The organism is Hyalangium gracile, assembly GCF_020103725.1.
GTDB classification, from domain to species: Bacteria; Myxococcota; Myxococcia; order Myxococcales; family Myxococcaceae; genus Hyalangium; species Hyalangium gracile.
In genome coordinates, this window is sequence record NZ_JAHXBG010000018.1 from 1 (window position 1) to 14,605 (window position 14,605).

16 protein-coding genes are annotated in these 14,605 nt (G+C 68.8%); 2 read left to right on the forward strand and 14 right to left on the reverse strand.

What is annotated here, in order from left to right:
- The first annotated feature begins 273 nt into the window (after positions 1 to 273).
- On the forward strand, positions 274 to 882 hold the full coding sequence (locus KY572_RS30815) for a hypothetical protein (RefSeq protein ID WP_224247107.1): 609 nt from the start codon (positions 274 to 276) through the stop codon (positions 880 to 882).
- Here the strand turns inward: KY572_RS30815 and KY572_RS30820 are convergent.
- The 5 genes from KY572_RS30820 to KY572_RS30840 all read right to left on the reverse strand — a co-directional run bounded on the left by KY572_RS30820 (position 870) and on the right by KY572_RS30840 (position 5,095).
- Complete coding sequence (locus KY572_RS30820) at positions 870 to 1,853, reverse strand: hydrolase (protein ID WP_224247108.1); 984 nt, start codon at positions 1,851 to 1,853, stop codon at positions 870 to 872. The genes KY572_RS30815 and KY572_RS30820 overlap by 13 nt on opposite strands.
- Positions 1,854 to 1,928: 75 nt before the next feature.
- Positions 1,929 to 2,222 carry a YkgJ family cysteine cluster protein gene (locus KY572_RS30825; protein ID WP_224247110.1) on the reverse strand — a complete coding sequence of 98 codons (294 nt, stop codon included), beginning with the start codon at positions 2,220 to 2,222 and terminating at the stop codon, positions 1,929 to 1,931.
- A gap of 37 nt (positions 2,223 to 2,259) precedes the next feature.
- Entirely contained in the window at positions 2,260 to 3,417 is a 1,158-nt protein-coding gene (locus KY572_RS30830) for a hypothetical protein (protein WP_224247112.1), read from the reverse strand.
- 25 nt (positions 3,418 to 3,442) lie between these two features.
- Entirely contained in the window at positions 3,443 to 4,399 is a 957-nt protein-coding gene (locus tag KY572_RS30835; protein ID WP_224247114.1) for a GNAT family N-acetyltransferase, read from the reverse strand.
- Between the two features lie 12 nt (positions 4,400 to 4,411).
- Positions 4,412 to 5,095, reverse strand: a complete 684-nt coding sequence (locus KY572_RS30840; protein ID WP_224247116.1) for a hypothetical protein — start codon at positions 5,093 to 5,095, stop codon at positions 4,412 to 4,414.
- Positions 5,096 to 5,240: 145 nt separating this feature from the next.
- Between KY572_RS30840 and KY572_RS30845 the strand changes: the two genes are divergently transcribed.
- Positions 5,241 to 6,218: a DUF481 domain-containing protein gene (locus KY572_RS30845; protein WP_224247118.1), complete on the forward strand. Its 978-nt coding sequence runs from the start codon at positions 5,241 to 5,243 to the stop codon at positions 6,216 to 6,218.
- 838 nt (positions 6,219 to 7,056) lie between these two features.
- On the opposite strand, the gene KY572_RS30850 is transcribed toward KY572_RS30845, so the two are convergent.
- Genes KY572_RS30850 through KY572_RS30890 form a run of 9 tightly spaced genes read right to left on the reverse strand, consistent with a single transcriptional unit; the run spans position 7,057 to position 14,605 of the window.
- The gene (locus KY572_RS30850; RefSeq protein WP_224247120.1) at positions 7,057 to 7,506 is read right to left on the reverse strand and encodes a cytochrome C oxidase subunit IV family protein; all 450 of its coding nucleotides are present in this window, start codon (positions 7,504 to 7,506) and stop codon (positions 7,057 to 7,059) included.
- Between the two features lie 18 nt (positions 7,507 to 7,524).
- Positions 7,525 to 8,190, reverse strand: coding sequence for a cytochrome c oxidase subunit 3 family protein (locus KY572_RS30855; protein ID WP_224247121.1), 666 nt, complete (start codon positions 8,188 to 8,190; stop codon positions 7,525 to 7,527).
- Positions 8,180 to 9,862, reverse strand: a complete 1,683-nt coding sequence (locus tag KY572_RS30860; protein WP_224247123.1) for a cbb3-type cytochrome c oxidase subunit I — start codon at positions 9,860 to 9,862, stop codon at positions 8,180 to 8,182. Before KY572_RS30860 ends, KY572_RS30855 begins: the two co-directional genes overlap by 11 nt.
- Positions 9,846 to 10,892 (reverse strand): cytochrome c oxidase subunit II, encoded by a 1,047-nt coding sequence (coxB, locus tag KY572_RS30865; RefSeq protein ID WP_224247125.1) that lies wholly within the window; start codon positions 10,890 to 10,892, stop codon positions 9,846 to 9,848. The genes KY572_RS30860 and coxB overlap by 17 nt, the downstream gene beginning before the upstream one ends.
- Positions 10,889 to 11,764 (reverse strand): SCO family protein, encoded by an 876-nt coding sequence (locus KY572_RS30870; protein ID WP_317987928.1) that lies wholly within the window; start codon positions 11,762 to 11,764, stop codon positions 10,889 to 10,891. Before KY572_RS30870 ends, coxB begins: the two co-directional genes overlap by 4 nt.
- A gap of 24 nt (positions 11,765 to 11,788) precedes the next feature.
- The gene (locus tag KY572_RS30875; RefSeq protein ID WP_224247129.1) at positions 11,789 to 12,310 is read right to left on the reverse strand and encodes a hypothetical protein; all 522 of its coding nucleotides are present in this window, start codon (positions 12,308 to 12,310) and stop codon (positions 11,789 to 11,791) included.
- On the reverse strand, positions 12,307 to 13,503 hold the full coding sequence (locus KY572_RS30880) for a hypothetical protein (RefSeq protein ID WP_224247131.1): 1,197 nt from the start codon (positions 13,501 to 13,503) through the stop codon (positions 12,307 to 12,309). The genes KY572_RS30875 and KY572_RS30880 overlap by 4 nt, the downstream gene beginning before the upstream one ends.
- Positions 13,500 to 14,063 (reverse strand): c-type cytochrome, encoded by a 564-nt coding sequence (locus tag KY572_RS30885; protein WP_224247132.1) that lies wholly within the window; start codon positions 14,061 to 14,063, stop codon positions 13,500 to 13,502. The genes KY572_RS30880 and KY572_RS30885 overlap by 4 nt, the downstream gene beginning before the upstream one ends.
- Entirely contained in the window at positions 14,060 to 14,605 is a 546-nt protein-coding gene (locus tag KY572_RS30890; RefSeq protein ID WP_224247139.1) for a DUF3341 domain-containing protein, read from the reverse strand. Before KY572_RS30890 ends, KY572_RS30885 begins: the two co-directional genes overlap by 4 nt.

Here is a 14,605-nt window from a genome sequence, read left to right on the forward strand (position 1 = left end):
GGGGGGGGGGGGGGGGGGGGGGGGGGGGGGGGGGGGGGGGGGGGGGGGGGGGGGGGGGGGGGGGGGGGGGGGGGGGTTCGGTGAGCAGTACCGTGGTGGGGTTGGGGTCGGTCGAGGACGGGCGGGACGGCACGGCGGAGCACCTCGTTGGCACACGCTGGGTTGGAACGGCTCGGGACGGTGGAGAGTGGAGGGGGAGGAGAGCCGGTTCCCGGTGAGAGGGTCACTCGCCGGGACCGGCTGCCTTGACGTGTGATGGTGGGGGGGACGGGCATGAGGGCAATGAGCGCGCTGGTGGCTGCGGGGCTCATGCTCGGCGGGATGACGGCGCGGGCCGAGGCGCCGCAGGTGAAGCGCAGCACGAACGATCCGGAGCGGCTGGCTCCTTTCGGGTTGCTGCTGGATGCGGGAATCCCCGACGGGCCGGGCCTGTCGGCGGCGTTCCGGCCCACGCGACGCGTGCGGCTGCACCTGGGAGCCACGCACAACGGAATTCGTCTGGGAGGTCGAGCGGGCATCACCCTGCTGCCGAAGCGGGGTTGGTACACTCCCTCCTTCACCTTCGAGGTGGGGCACACCCTCACGGTGAGCTCGGACACGGTGGCGCGCCGCATGGCGGACATCTCGCAGCCGCCGCTCTTCTCGATGGAGCGCGTGGGGTACTCCTACGCGAGCACGCACCTGGGCTTCGAGGTGGGCAAGCCCGGCGACGTCATGTTCTTCCTGCGCGCGGGCGTGAGCTGGGTCGAGCTCCATGTGCCCAACGTGGAGGATCTCGCCGAGCCCTTCATCCGGAGCCTCGGAGAGTCCGGCGCCCAGGGCGGACGCTTCATCTACATGATGCCGTCCGCCAAGTTCGGGCTGGTGCTCTACTTCGGCTGAGCGGCGCCCACGGCGTCGAAGAACGCCAGCATCTGCGCATCGCCCCAGAAGCGAGGGGCGTGCACCCGGCCGGAGACGAAGCCCACGTGGCCTCCGCGCTCCGTCAGGATGATGCTCAGGAGGGGGTTGTCCGCCGCCTGGGGCGGGATGACCGGCGCCACCAGCATCGGATCATCATTGGAGCTCAGCAGCAGCGTGGGCCGCCGGATCGCGTGGAGCTTCGGCCCGGAGGACGCCTCGGTGTAGTAGTGCGTGGCGTCCCGGAAGCCGTGCAGCGGCGCGGTGACGGCATCGTCGAAGGCGCGGATGGTGCGCGCGGCCTCCATGGCCTTGCCATCGAACGCCTTGGGGAAGCGCCGCAGCTTCTCGCGAGCCTTCTGCTTGAGCGAGCGCAGGAAGCGCTCACGGTAGAGCAGCTGGAAGGGCCCGGGCCCGTCGAGCTTGTAGCAGCAGGCGTCCAGGTCATACGGCGCGCTCATCACGGCCGCGGCCTGCACCGGCGCGTTCTCGCCCGTCTCCTCCAGCAGCCGGCAGAGGACGTTGCCGCCCAGCGAGAAGCCCACCGCGTACAGCGGGCCGGTGACGCGCGCGCGCACGTGCTTCGTCACCGCGAGCGCGTCGCCGAACTCTCCCGAGTGGTACGAGCGCGCCAGCCGGTTGGGCTCGCCGCTGCACGAGCGGAAGTTGAGGGCGGTGCCTCCCCAGCCTCGCTCGAAGGCGCCACGGAGGACGGCGGCGACGTAGCCCGCCTTGGAGGAGCCCTCCAGCCCATGGAGCACCACCACGTGCGGGGCGCCCGGGGCTCCATCGAAGGTGTCCAGATCGACGAAGTCGCCGTCGGACAGCTCATGGCGCTCGCTGCGCACCAGCGGGGCCCGGGTCGGACGCGCGAGCGAGGCGAAGATCGTCTGGGCGTGGGGCGAGCCCATGCCCGCCGCCGGAGCGAAGGAGTCGGTCGGTTGGAAGCGCACGGGCCCGCGATAGCGCCCGCGAGAGGGAGAGACAAGTCCCTGGCGGGTCGGGGAAGCCCGAGCCTGCCCACGGGCTCACGGTTCGCCGCGGGCCCGGCGCATGGAGGCGCAGCCCTTCTGGCGCGTGGCCTCGGCCTCGGCGGTCAGCCCGAAGAGGGCCAGGTACTTCTGGACGCGCTCCTCCAGGGTGGGGGCCTCGATACGGCGGCACACCTCGTCCGGCTGGTAGTCGCGGCACACCTGCGGACGGCGGTCATACACGGTGCACAGGTTGTCCGCGCCCAGGTGCGGACAGCGCAGCCCCAGCGGCTTGTCCAGCGCGGCGATGTCCGGCGCCACGCAGCAGGCGCCACAGCGGGTGCACTCCATTGGCCTGGGCTCCAGGAAGGCGAGGGGGCGTCCTACCTCAACGCGGGGCGATCTTCTGCACTTCCCCGCCGTTGGTGACGGTGAGGGACACCTGCTGGCCTTTCTTCCAGGCGAGGTACTCCTGCTCCGTCTTGAGCTCGTGCTTCGTCTTCTTCTTTCCGCCGTCGTACTCGAGGTGGACGATGTACTCCTCCTCGCGGCGCAGGCGGTCCTCGGTCCTCACGGACAGCTCCGGCCAGCGCGGCGGCTCCCCGTCCTCGCCCGAGAGCTCCTGGTGCGTCACCTTCTTCCACTCGTACGTGTCGTAGCTGCACTTCGGCTCGTACACGGGCTCGGTCCGGTAGCGCGTCTCGTTGCGGCAGTCCTCATAGGACTCGCTGCAGTACTTCGTGACGTCCTCGCAGATCTCCTCCCGGAAGCCGTTGCCCTTGTCCCGGGTGCGGCACTTCTCCTCCGTGCCGCAGGCCACCTTGCGCGTCTTCGTCGAGCAGACCCGCTCCGTGCCGTCCGCCACCTTCCGCGTGGTGCGCTGGCGCGGCACGCAGTTGCGGATGTTCTGCACGCCCGCCACCTCGCCCTTGCCGTCGACGGGCATGCGCGGAGACTGGGCGCGCAGCTGGTCCGCCCAGCCCTCCAGCGTCACGGGCGTGAAGCGCTCCTGGGCCACGCTGCGCTTCCACTCGGTGCCGGTGATCTGGCCCGTGGTGTCGTGAGGAATGGATGCCCAGATGCGGTAGGCCACGGTGCCGCCGCAGCAGAGGAACAGGCTGCCCAGGAGCGCCAGGCCCACCTTGGCCAGCGGGCCACGCTTCTTCGGCACCGCCTGCTGCGGCGAGGGACGCGGAGGAGGAAGGCCGGGATCCGCCTCCTCTCGGAGCGCCTTGGCGTCCCCGGTCCGCTCGGCCCGACAGTTCTTGCAGATCTTCTGGTCGCCCCGGTTCGAGGCGCCGCAGTAGGCGCAGAACCAGTCCGCGCCCGCCTTGGCCAGCTCCAGCGCCTTCTCGTCCGTCACGCCCTCGCGCAGGGATTTGCCCGTGGCCGCGTCCGTCTCGCCAAAGTCGAACTCGGACTCCTCGCCCGTGAGCTCGCGGGGGTTGCCGCACTGGGGGCACTTCTTGTGCCGGGCGAGGATGCCCTTGGTGTCGCACGAGGTGCAGTCCCACGTGCCCTCGATGATCCGGGTGCGCTTGGCCATGGCTCCATCCTATCCGCAGCCGGCGTCAGACCCAGAGTGCCCGCGGGATCGGCATTCCCGAGGTGGGGACCCCACCGGGCCGCAGAGGCCTCAGCATGGGGAGCGAGTCCTCCCGCGCCACCCGAGCCGCGCCGGGGACCCGGGCCAGGAGCGGGGCCAGGGCAGGCTCCTCCCACAGCACCACCTGGGCGAGCCCTGCCCGGTGGGCCACACGTCGCGCGGCGCCCAGCAGCGCGGCCGCGTCCTCGGCCGTGCGCGCGTCGAACATCACCATCGTCAAGGCGCTGGAGCGGGCCGTCATGTACCAGAGCGCCGTGGACTCGCCGACCGTGGCGCCCTGGGCCTCGGGACGCGGGCGGGACAGCAGCTCCGTGTAGATGCGCTCTCGCTCGATGTGCCAGTCCACCTGCTCCGCGGTGGGCCAGTAGAAGAAGGGAGCCTCGGGCCGGCGCATGCGGGCCAGCCCGGCGCCGACCTCCCTCTCGGAGAGCAGCCGGTCCACGCGCGCGGCGGGCTCGCCGGGCTCCGGGGTGAAGCACCAGTCCCAGGCCTCCGTCTCCTGGTAGCCGGAGCGGCGGTAGAGCGGCGCCCCCACGTCCGAGAAGAGCAGGGCGCTGTGGACGCGCGGTGAGGCGCGCTCGAGCTCGGCGGCCACCAGGTCCATCAGCCGCGTGGCGTACCCGCGCCCGCGCAGCCGCTCCTCGGTGAAGACGCTGGCGATGCCGAAGCTGTCTCCCGGGGAGGGCGCGCCATCCGGGCCCCTCAGGAAGCTGTCCATCCGGTAGCTCTCGCACGAGGCGAGCACGGCGCCATCCTCCGCGCACAGCAGCCAGGTCTTCAGCACGGAGCGAGCCCACGGGTGGGCCCGCAGCCGCAGCTCGCGCTCGAGGTACTTCTCGGGTGTCAGGAGCTTCCCCCAGGCGGGATAGGTGTCGACGTCCCGCGCCGCTTTCTGGGCCTCCGTGGCGATCACCAGGCGCATGGCTGACTCACCTCACAGGGACGTGGTGAAGGGAACGCGGAAGTGCAGGAGCAGGTACGCCTGGCCCACGTGGAAGATGGACTCGTTGAGCGGCTTCGTCTCGGAGACGGTGCCCAGGCGCTGCGGCACGTAGAGGGACGAGGCCCAGCCGATGCTTACCAGGAACGACTTGGAGAGTTGGAACTCCAGGTCCGCGGCGAGCTGCGCGCCCGGCCGGATGAAGTGGGTGTTCTCCAGCTCGTCCGAGGAGAGATAGGCGTAGGTGAGGATGAGCCCCGCGTCGAGCGACAGGCGCACCGGGCTGGGCGTCAGCCCCAGGCCGAACCCCAGCGGCTTCCAGGTGGCGCCGTACATGGAGGTGTTCCGGTACTTCGGCGAGATGATGATGGAGTCCGGGATGAGCTTGAGGACCGCGGGCGCGTAGCGGACCTCGTTCATCCTGTCGAGCCGGCCCCGCTGCCGCTGGGGGACGAGGTTGCGGTGCTTGCGCAGCCACTCCTTGTCGAGCACGGCCTCCACGGAGATCTTCAACCCGGTGTGGATGGGCTGGTCCTCGAACACCGGCCCGAAGAAGAGGAAGGCGGCCGGGCCCACCGCGATGTCCACGGGTGCGGTGATACGCCGCTGGGCCGCGGAGACTCCGGGCAGCAACACACCGCACAGCAGAGCCAGGTGGACGAGCTTCATGAGGGGCATGCCTCCGGGGCGGCGTCGGGATGGCCTCGCGGCATCGAAGGATCCTGTTCTTGGAGCCCGCGACAAGGCAGGCTGGCAGGCATCCATGCTGGCATTCCGCCCCATGGGTAGGCCCAAAACCCTACACCACTTCGAGTCACCACACATGCTGACCGCATTCCTCGTTGCAACCTCACTGCAAGCACAGACCCCCACGCCTCCTCCCACTCCCGCCGCCGAGGCCACCACGGAGCGCGCCGCCGCCGCCGCCGAGAAGGCCGCCGCCGCCGCCGAGAAGGCCGCCGAGGCCAGTTCCCGGATGGCCGCCGCCGTGGAGCGCCTGAGCGAGACGCTGGGCAAGGCCCCCGCCCCTGGGACACCCGCCGCGCCGGAGGCCGCTGCCGCCAAGCCGGAGGAGCCTCCGAAGGAGGACCCGTGGAAGGGCAGCGTGGGTCTGGGCCTCATCGCCCTGTCGGGCAACTCCTCGACGCTGACCTTCAACGGCCTGGCCTCCGCCGAGCGCAAGACGAAGGGGTGGATCTACACGCTCAGGGCGCAGGGCGTGTACGGCCGCAGCCGGCTGCCCGCCACGGAGACGGAGGGAGAGCGCACGCAGGTGGTGGCGCTCGGCGCGGGCATGGACCTTCGGGTGGACCGCCGCTTCACGCCTGTGATCAGCGGCTACCTGCTCGCGGGCGCTCAGACGGACCACGTGAAGAGCGTGGAGGCGCGCGGCATCGGCGAGGCCGGCGCCGGCATCTCCTGGTGGGACGAGAAGATGCCGGACGGGCGCACCACCTCGCTGCGCACGGACCTGGCCTTCCGCTTCTCGCGCGAGACGCGCTTCCAGTACTACCCCACGCCGTTGGATCTGGAGGACGTGGACCTCGGCGGCCCGCGCGTGGGCGTGGCCTTCAGCTACGGCCTGTCCAAGGACACCGTCTTCACCGAGACGGCCGAGGCCATCCCCAACGTGCTAGGGGACCCCCGCTTCCTCTTCAACAGCACCTCCACGCTCACCGTGGGGCTGACGGACACGCTGGCCGTCGGCACCAGCTTCGTCCTCCAGTACGACAGCGCGCCCCCGCCGGGTAAGGTGTCCACGGACACGGCGCTCTCGGTCAACCTGCAGGTGACCTTCTAGGTCACTCCGAAGAAGTTCCTGCACCCCTGAGGGAGGCGCCCTGTCGGCGGACCGGTAGCGAACTGGTATGACAAGCGGACCAGTTCGCACAGGTTTCGCCCGGCAGGGGGAGACCGGACGCGGGGCGGCCTCGGGCCCTCTGCCTGGTTCACGTCGGCCGGACTCTTTCAGAGGGCGTGGAAGGATTTCCGCGGAGCCGCCTCGAGCACCGAATTATTGGAAGTTCACGTCTTCCGGCTTTGAGCGGGGAGGCGGCGAGTGGCGCAGCGGTGAAGGGAGGCTCGGCTCGAGGACCTCAGGCACGGAGCCACGGAGAAGGGAGCCACAGGTCGCGGGTCCCTCGCTGCGGGGCGGGTCCCCCCGTTGGGACGGGTCCGCCCGCCCCGGCGTCCCGCTCTTCCACGACTCACGGCTCAGGGGTTCACCCCCGGGGCGCGGGTAGCGCAGCGGGGACAGCGCCATCAGGTGCCCCAGGTGCGATTGTGGACCGATGGCACCTGCCCCCCCTGGGCTTGTGAGCACCGGGCCCGTCCGTTCCATCCTGGGCGAGCGGGACGGCCGGGGCGGGAGGACCCGGCAGCCGCCGGGGGGCCCCGCCCCGTGACGAGGGACCCGCGACCTGTGTCCCCTGCAGCGTACGTCCGTGCTCCTGCCCAGGTGCCAGCGACCCTCGGGCTCACCCCTGGAAAGCCTCGCTCCTCTGCCCTGTTGCCAGCCCCTTCTACCGTCGGTGCTACGTCTCAACCTGATCGGCGCCCTGGGCCCGCAAAAGCAACACGGCGCCGGGGAGAACCCTCGGCGCCGCGCGAGCCCGCCCGTTGGAGGCGGCGGGAAAAGCTCAGTGACCGGTGGGGGCCGGGTGGCCACCGGGGGTGGTGTTCCCCGCCCCGTGAGCGCCGCCGTGGGCGCCGGTCTTGCCCTCGATGAAGTTCAGGTCCGGCAGATCGCTCAGGTGCGAGCCGGCCGGGTTCGCGGGGCGGAACCGCGTGGCGAAGTCCGCCAGCGGCATGATGAGCATGAAGATCACGAAGAGGAACGACACGCCCATCACCAGGCGGTTGGCGCCCTTGTGGTCCTTCAGGTGCATGAAGATGAGCAGCACCAGCATGCCCTTCGTGGTGGCGATCGCGAGCGCCACCGGGAGCGCGAGCTCGAAGTGCATGCGCCCGGTGACGACCGTCAGCCCCGTGAAGAACATCAGCGCCGCCCAGACGATCCAATACGGAGCCGCGCTGTGGTGCTCCTTCATGTTGCGATCTTCCTGCTGTGACTCGTTGGCCACGGACATGATCGGAAGCTCCTGGAACTAGATGAGGTACAGCAGCGGGAAGAGGAAGATCCACACCAGGTCGACGAGGTGCCAGTACATGCTGCCCAGCTCGACCGCGGTGTAGTTGTTGGGGCCGAAGTTCTGCTCGCGCAGCGCCTTGATGGTCAGCCACACCAGCACGCTCATGCCGACGATGACGTGGAAGGCGTGCAGGCCGGTGGCCAGGAAGTAGATGCTGAAGTACAGCGGCGCGCCGGGCAGCTGCACCGCCTCCATGCGGTAGTGCCGGCCGGGCAGGGCGCCCTCGTGGAACTTGTGGCTGTACTCGAAGCCCTTGATGACGAGGAACGCGCAGGCCATGGCGATGGTGAGGATGAACATCCACGCCACCAGCTTGCTCTTGCCCTCCTTCGCGTAGTGCACGGCGAGCGCCGCCGTCAGCGAGGAGGTGATGAGCACCACCGTGTTGACGGTGCCCAGCGTCAGGTCCAGGTGCCGGCTGGCGGCCGCGAACGCATCCGGGAACAGATAGCGGTAGCAGCCGTAGCAGACGAACAGGCCCGCGAAGAGCAGGATTTCCGTCGAGAGGAACAGCCACATGCCCAGGCGGGCCGCGTGGTTCTGCACCTCGAGCGAGGCGAAGTGGTGCGCCAGCCGGGGAACCCCGGGCGTCGCACCCGCGGTGTGAGCACTAGACTGCATTGGGCACCTCGGCCTTCTTCGGATCCACGTACAGGTGCGGCTCCTCGGGGAAGGTGGGCTGCGGGCCCACGAAGTTGTGCGTCGGCGGCGGAGACTCGGAGATCCACTCGTAGCCCTTGCTGCGCCACGGGTTCTTTCCGGAGGCCTTCCCGTACGCCAGCGAGTACGTCAGGTACACGGCGATGATGATGAAGCCGAAGGCCAGCAGAGAGGAGCCCGCCGTGGACGCCACGTGCAGCGCCTGGTAGCGCTCCGGGTACTCGAAGTAGCGCCGCGGCATGCCGTAGTTGCCCAGCAGGAACTGCGGGATGAACGTGGCGTTGAAGCCCAGGATGATGAACGCCGCGGCCACCAGGCCCCACCCCTCGTGGTACGTCTTCCCGAACATCTTCGGGAACCAGTAGTGCAGGGACGCCAGGAAGGCCATCACCGTGGCGCCCACCATGATGAAGTGGAAGTGCGCCACCACGAAGTAGGTGTCGTGCCAGTGCACGTCCAGCGACGTGGTCGCCACCGCGATGCCCGTCATCCCGCCGAACACGGTGAAGAACAGGAAGCCGCAGAAGTAGGCGAACGGCGTCTTGAAGTCGACCGCGCCCTTGTAGACGGTGCCCACCCAGTTGAAGACCTTGATGGCGGTGAAGATGCCCACCAGCATGGTCAGCACGCCGAACACGCCCGCGTCGAACGTCGACTGCCCCGACACGAACATGTGGTGGCCCCACACGAAGAAGCCCACGAAGGCGATGCCCAGGCTCGAGTAGGCCACCGCGCGGTAGCCGAACACGTTCTTGCGGCTGTAGGTGGCCACCACCTCGCTCATCACTCCGAACGAGGGCAGCACCATGATGTACACGGCCGGGTGGCTGTAGAACCAGAACAGGTGCTGGAAGAGCACCGGGTCTCCGCCGCGCGCCGGGTCGAACAGGCCGAATTGGAAGAACTGCTCACCGGTGACGATGGCCAGCAGCAGGCCGATGACCGGCGTGGCCAGCACCTGGATGCAGCTGGTGGCGTAGATGGCCCACACGAACAGCGGCAGCTTGAACCAGGTGATGCCCGGCGCCCGCATGGTGTGCACGGTGACGATGAAGTTCAGACCCGTGGCGATGGAGCTGAACCCGATGATGAAGGCGCCGAAGAGCACCGGCGCCACCGTCGTCGTCGTGTGCGTGCTGTACGGGGTGTAGAACGTCCAGCCCGTGTCCAGGCCGCCGTTGATCATGCCCCACAGCGCCAGGCCCGCGCCGAACAGGTAGATGTAGAAGCTGGCCAGGTTGAGCCGCGGGAAGGCCACGTCCTTGGCCCCCAGCATGAGCGGCAGCATGAAGTTGCCGAACACCGCCGGGATGGCCGGGATCATGAACAGGAAGATCATGACCATGCCGTGGAGCGTGAACATACGGTTGTATGTCATCGCGTCCATGATGGTCGGACCCGGCGTGAGCAGCTCGATCCGGATGAGCATGGCGAAGATGCCGCCCACCAGGAAGAAGAGCAGGATCCACACCAGGAACATCAGGGCGATGCGCTTGTGGTCCACCGTCAGCAGCCACGACTTGATGGTCGTGCCGTCAACCAGGTAGCTGGGGTGGTGGTGGTCGTGGTGCGCGTCGGGGGCGTCGTGCGCGGGCAGGACACCCTCGGCTGTCGTGCTACTGGATGGGTTCATAGGCAGGTCCTTGAGAAGCGCCCTCGCGCACGTTCGGAGTGCGCAGCGACTTGATGAACTCGACGATGGCGGCCGTCTCCGCGCCCTCCAGCTTGCCCTGGAAGGTCGGCATCACGTTCTTGTAGCCCGCGACCAGGTGCGCGCCGGGATCCATCATCGACTGGGTGATGTAGGCCTCATCCACGCGGATGGTCTGCCCGCCCTCCAGCTGCTCCATGCGGTCATACATGCCCAGGAAGGTGGGGCCGATGTGCGGCGCCCCGTCCACCGTGTGGCACTTGAAGCAGCCCTGGGTACCGGCCAGCCGCTGGCCCTGCTCGGCCATGCGCGCCACCGGCGGCACCAGCGAGGTGTCCGCCAGCGCGTCCTGACGGCTGGCCAGGCGGCCGCGCTGCTGCTCCTTGAGCCACTCCTCGAAGTCCTCCGGCGAGAGGACGACGACCTCCGCCAGCATCTTCGAGTGGGACAGGCCGCAGTACTCCGTGCACAGCACCTGGTAGGTGCCGGGCTTGGTGGCGTTGAACCACGCCTGCGTGTAGCGGCCCGGCAGCGCGTCCATCTTGATGCGGAACGCGGGCACGTAGAAGGAGTGGAGCACGTCCCTGGAGGTGATGAGCAGGCGCACGTTGCGGTTGGCCGGCACGTGCAGCACGTTCACCCCGTTGGGGCCCTCCGGGTACGCGAACTTCCACATCCACTGCTTGCCCATCACGTACACGTCGTACGTGTCCTTGGGCGGCGAGGTGTACCAGACGAAGTCGCGGAACCCGATGGCGAACCACGCCAGGAAGAACACCAGCGGCACCGAGACGAAGAGGAACTCCGTCGGCAGGTTCGGCACCACGTACTCCGTGGCCTGGTTGGGCACGCGGCGGCGGTAGCGGAAGAACATGAAGACGGCCGCCAGGCCCACCGCGATCGACGACACCATGGTGACGCCGACGACGAAGTAGTGGAGATCGTCGACCTTCTCCGCGAACGTCGACGCGCGCTCCGGGAGGAAGAGGATATTGTCAGCGAGGTTGCTCATGCCGCAGCGCCTTTCTTCAGCTCGCGCCTCCAGAAGTAGATCAGCATGGTCGAGAGCGCGGTGAACACCAGCATCGCCCCCGTCCGGATGAAGCCGAACACGTAGAAGCTGTATCGCCGCATGGCGGCGTCATACTTGAAACAGGACAGGATGACCCGGTCGAAACTGGTACCCACCCGACCGTTGCCGGCCTCCACCAGGGACAGCTTCATGTCCTTGGGGGAGAAGGTGGTGCCGTAGAGGTAGCGGGAGACGCTGCCCTCGGGGGTGATGACCTGCACCACGGCGGGGTGCGCGTACTGCTTGGTGGACTCGTCGTAGCGGTACTTGAAGCCCACCGCCTCGGTGAGCTTCTGGATGTTCTCCTCCGTCCCGGTGAGGAAGTGCCAGGGGGCCGACTCCGGCTTGCCCATGGCCTGCAGGTGGCGACGGCGCCGCTGCTCGCTCTGGGCCGGCGTGTCCTTGGGATCGATGCTGACGGTGACGGCCTCGTAGTCCTTGCCCAGCTCCAGCCCCACCTCGCGCATCGCGCTCACCTGGCCATTGATGACCAGGTTACAGAGCATGGGGCACTCGTAATACACCAGCGTCAGCAGCGTGGGCTTGTCCTTGGGGAGCACATCGGCCAGCCGCACCTCGCGGCCCGCCGAGTCCAGGAAGCGCGCCTGCAGGGGCAGGGGCTCTCCCAGGTGCTCCTCCACGTCCACTCCCTGGACCTGCGGCGGCTGCTCCGCGTTGACGATCGCCTGAGGCGTCTTGCCCCCGCCGGGCAGCGCGAACGCCGGCTGGCCGACGCCCAGCAGGAGCGCCGCCACGGCGAGCCCCACGCACCAGCTGGCGCGCGAGGTGGGCAGGGAGGGGAGGGAGGACATCGACATCGGAGGCAGACCTGGTTCCTAGCGAGGGGTGGTGGGAGGAGTGGTGGGAGCCGGAGCGGTGCCGCCCGGAGCCGGGGCCGGAGCCTTGCCGCCCGGGGCCGGAGCCGGCTCGGGGGCCGGAGTCGGAGCCGGGGGCGGCGGAGGCGGACGGGCCGCGTCGGAGATGACGCGCTCGAAGGCCTGATCGAGCGGGGTGTGGGCGGCCACGCCCGGCTGGTCGCCCCAGCCGTTCTTCAGGGACTCGCGCTGGCCGGCGATCTTCTGCTCGGCATGCAGGTCCTGCTCGAATATGCGCTGGTTGACGATGCCGATCTCGTACTGGCCGATGGCGATCGGCTTGGGCGGCGGGCCGTCCGGCTGGTACTCGCGCTCGAGGTTCACCTGGCCGCGCCACGCCACGAACGAGGCCACGGCGAAGATGAGCAGCGACAGCACGCCCACCTTGACGACCTTGCCGAGGACCAGGTGGTCCTCTTCGGCCGCCACGCCATGCGCGCCGACGATGACGCGCGACTCCTGCTCGACCTGGGTCTTCTTCATGGCTGCACGTACCTCAGCGAGTCAGCGATGTACGGATCCTTCACCGGCACCGTGTAGCGGCCGCGGGCGCGGAACAGGGCGAAGCCCACCGCGATGCCGCCCACGCCCACCCAGGCGGTGATGATCGTCCACGGGAAGGTGGGCTGCGCGTCGTTGTAGGCGGGGAAGATGAGCCAGTACATGTCCACCGCGTGCACGAGGAGCAGGTACACGGCCACCACCGCCAGCTTGCGCGGCTGCAGCTTGAGGTTGCGCGACAGCAGGATGCCGAACGGAATCAGGAAGTGGACGAAGAACAGCGCGATGGACACCGGGCGCCAGCCGCCGAAGATGCGCACGTGGTACCAGGGCGCCTCCTCCGGGAGGTTGGCGATCCACACGAGCAGGAACTGGCTGAAGGCGATGTAGGCCCAGAAGGCCACGAAGGCCAGCATCAGCTTGCCCAGGTTATGGTAGTGCGCCGTCGTCACCAGGTTGCCGTAGAGGTCCTTGCCCGTGGCGTTCACCGTCGCGAGCGTCAGCACGCAGAAGGCCGCCAGGAAGCTGCCCGCGAAGTAATAGACCCCATAGATGGTCGACTGCCAGAGCGGCGTGAGGCTCATCATCCAGTCGAACGCAGCAAAAGTGATCGTAAGGGCAAGAAAAGGTAGCGAACCGGGCGACAGGAAGCGCTGCTTCACGGTGAGCATCAGGTCCCCGCCCTCGTCCTGGCGGGTGCTCCAGCCGTAGAGGCGGTGGCTGACGAAGGTCCACACCACGAAGTAGATGACCTGGCGGGCGTAGAAGAAGCCCACGTTGAGGTAGGCGTGCTTGTGGGACAGGTGGCCGCGCTGCACGTCGGTCAGCTGGTTGGCCAGCTCCGAGCCGGGCACCCAGGGGTAGAGCAGCTTGAGGGCGGGGATGAGCCCCAGGAAGAGCACCGCGAAGATGGGGATGGAGATGGCCATCGTCTCCATGGCCCGGCGCAGCACCGTCATCCACTTGGCCTTGGCCGTGTGGAAGACGGCCACCATGATGATGGCGGCCACGGAGATGCCCACCCAGTAGGCGTAGGCGAACAGGTAGCTGTGGGCGGCGGCGCGCGCGTCGCCGACGAAGGCTCCCACCGCGGTCAGCACGAGCCCGAGGATGCCGATGCCGAAGGCCGGCACCATCAGCCTGGGCGTCCCGGTGTAACGCTCCACGGAAGTCATCGGTTCTCCTGAGGAAGGGGCTGGGCACCCGCGGCGCCGCCGCGAGCGGCCTGGAGGGCGCGCACGTAGGCAACCACGGCCCACCGCTCCTGGGTGTTCAGCTCACCCGCGAAGGACGGCATCACGCCGTAGCCCTGGGTGATGGCGGTGTAGAAGTGGCCGGCGGGCTTGCCGGAGAGCTCGAGCAGCGAGGGCGGCAGCCGCAGGCCCATGTTCTCCGCGACGACGCTGTTTCCGTCACCGAGCACACCGTGGCACTGCGCGCAGACGATGGAGTACTTCTTCTGCCCCAGCTGCAGCAGGTTGCGGTCCACCTTCACGGGGATGGCCGTCACCAGCACGCCGTTGACGCTGCCCGTCGTCATGCCCGGGTTGCCCACCGGCTGCTCGCGGGCGATGGTGCCCTCGGGCGGGTGGCGCATGGCGCGCCCGTCGGCCCAGAACTCCGAGGCCTCGTAGTACTCGTACTTGGACTGCGACTCCATCCGCTGGAGGAACTCGGAGGGGATGTCACAGCCGGTCAGGGCCAGCAGGCCCAGGGCGGGGATGAGCTTCCTCATTCCTTCTCTCCCGACACGACGGTCACCTGGGTGGCGCCCAGGGCCTGCAGCTTGCTCTGCACGTCCTGGACGTCCACGCCGTCCAGCTTGGGCACGCTCAGCCAGTAGCCGTGCGTGGAGGCGCTGCGGAACGCGTCGTGCTCGAACACCGGGTGGTACGGCTGCGGCAGCCGGGCCAGGCCCAGCACGCCGAAGAAGATGCTGAAGGCCGTGCAGAGCACCGCCAGCTCGAAGGTGATGGGGATCCACGCCGGCAGGCTGAGCAGCGGGCGACCACCCACGTTCAGGGGGTAGTCGATGCTGTTCATCCACGTCTGCATGGCCAGCGCGGTGCAGGCGCCGGTGATGGCGCCGCACAGGGCGATGAGGGGAATCTTCGAGGGAGGAAGGCCCAGCGCCTCGGACCCGCCGTGCAGCGGGTACGGGGAGTAGGTGTCCATTCCCTGGAAGCCCTTCAGGCGCATCTCGTTGGTGGCCTTCACCAGCTCATCGGGGCTGGCGAACTCGGCCAGCACCCAGCTATCGAGAACCGGAGTATCCAT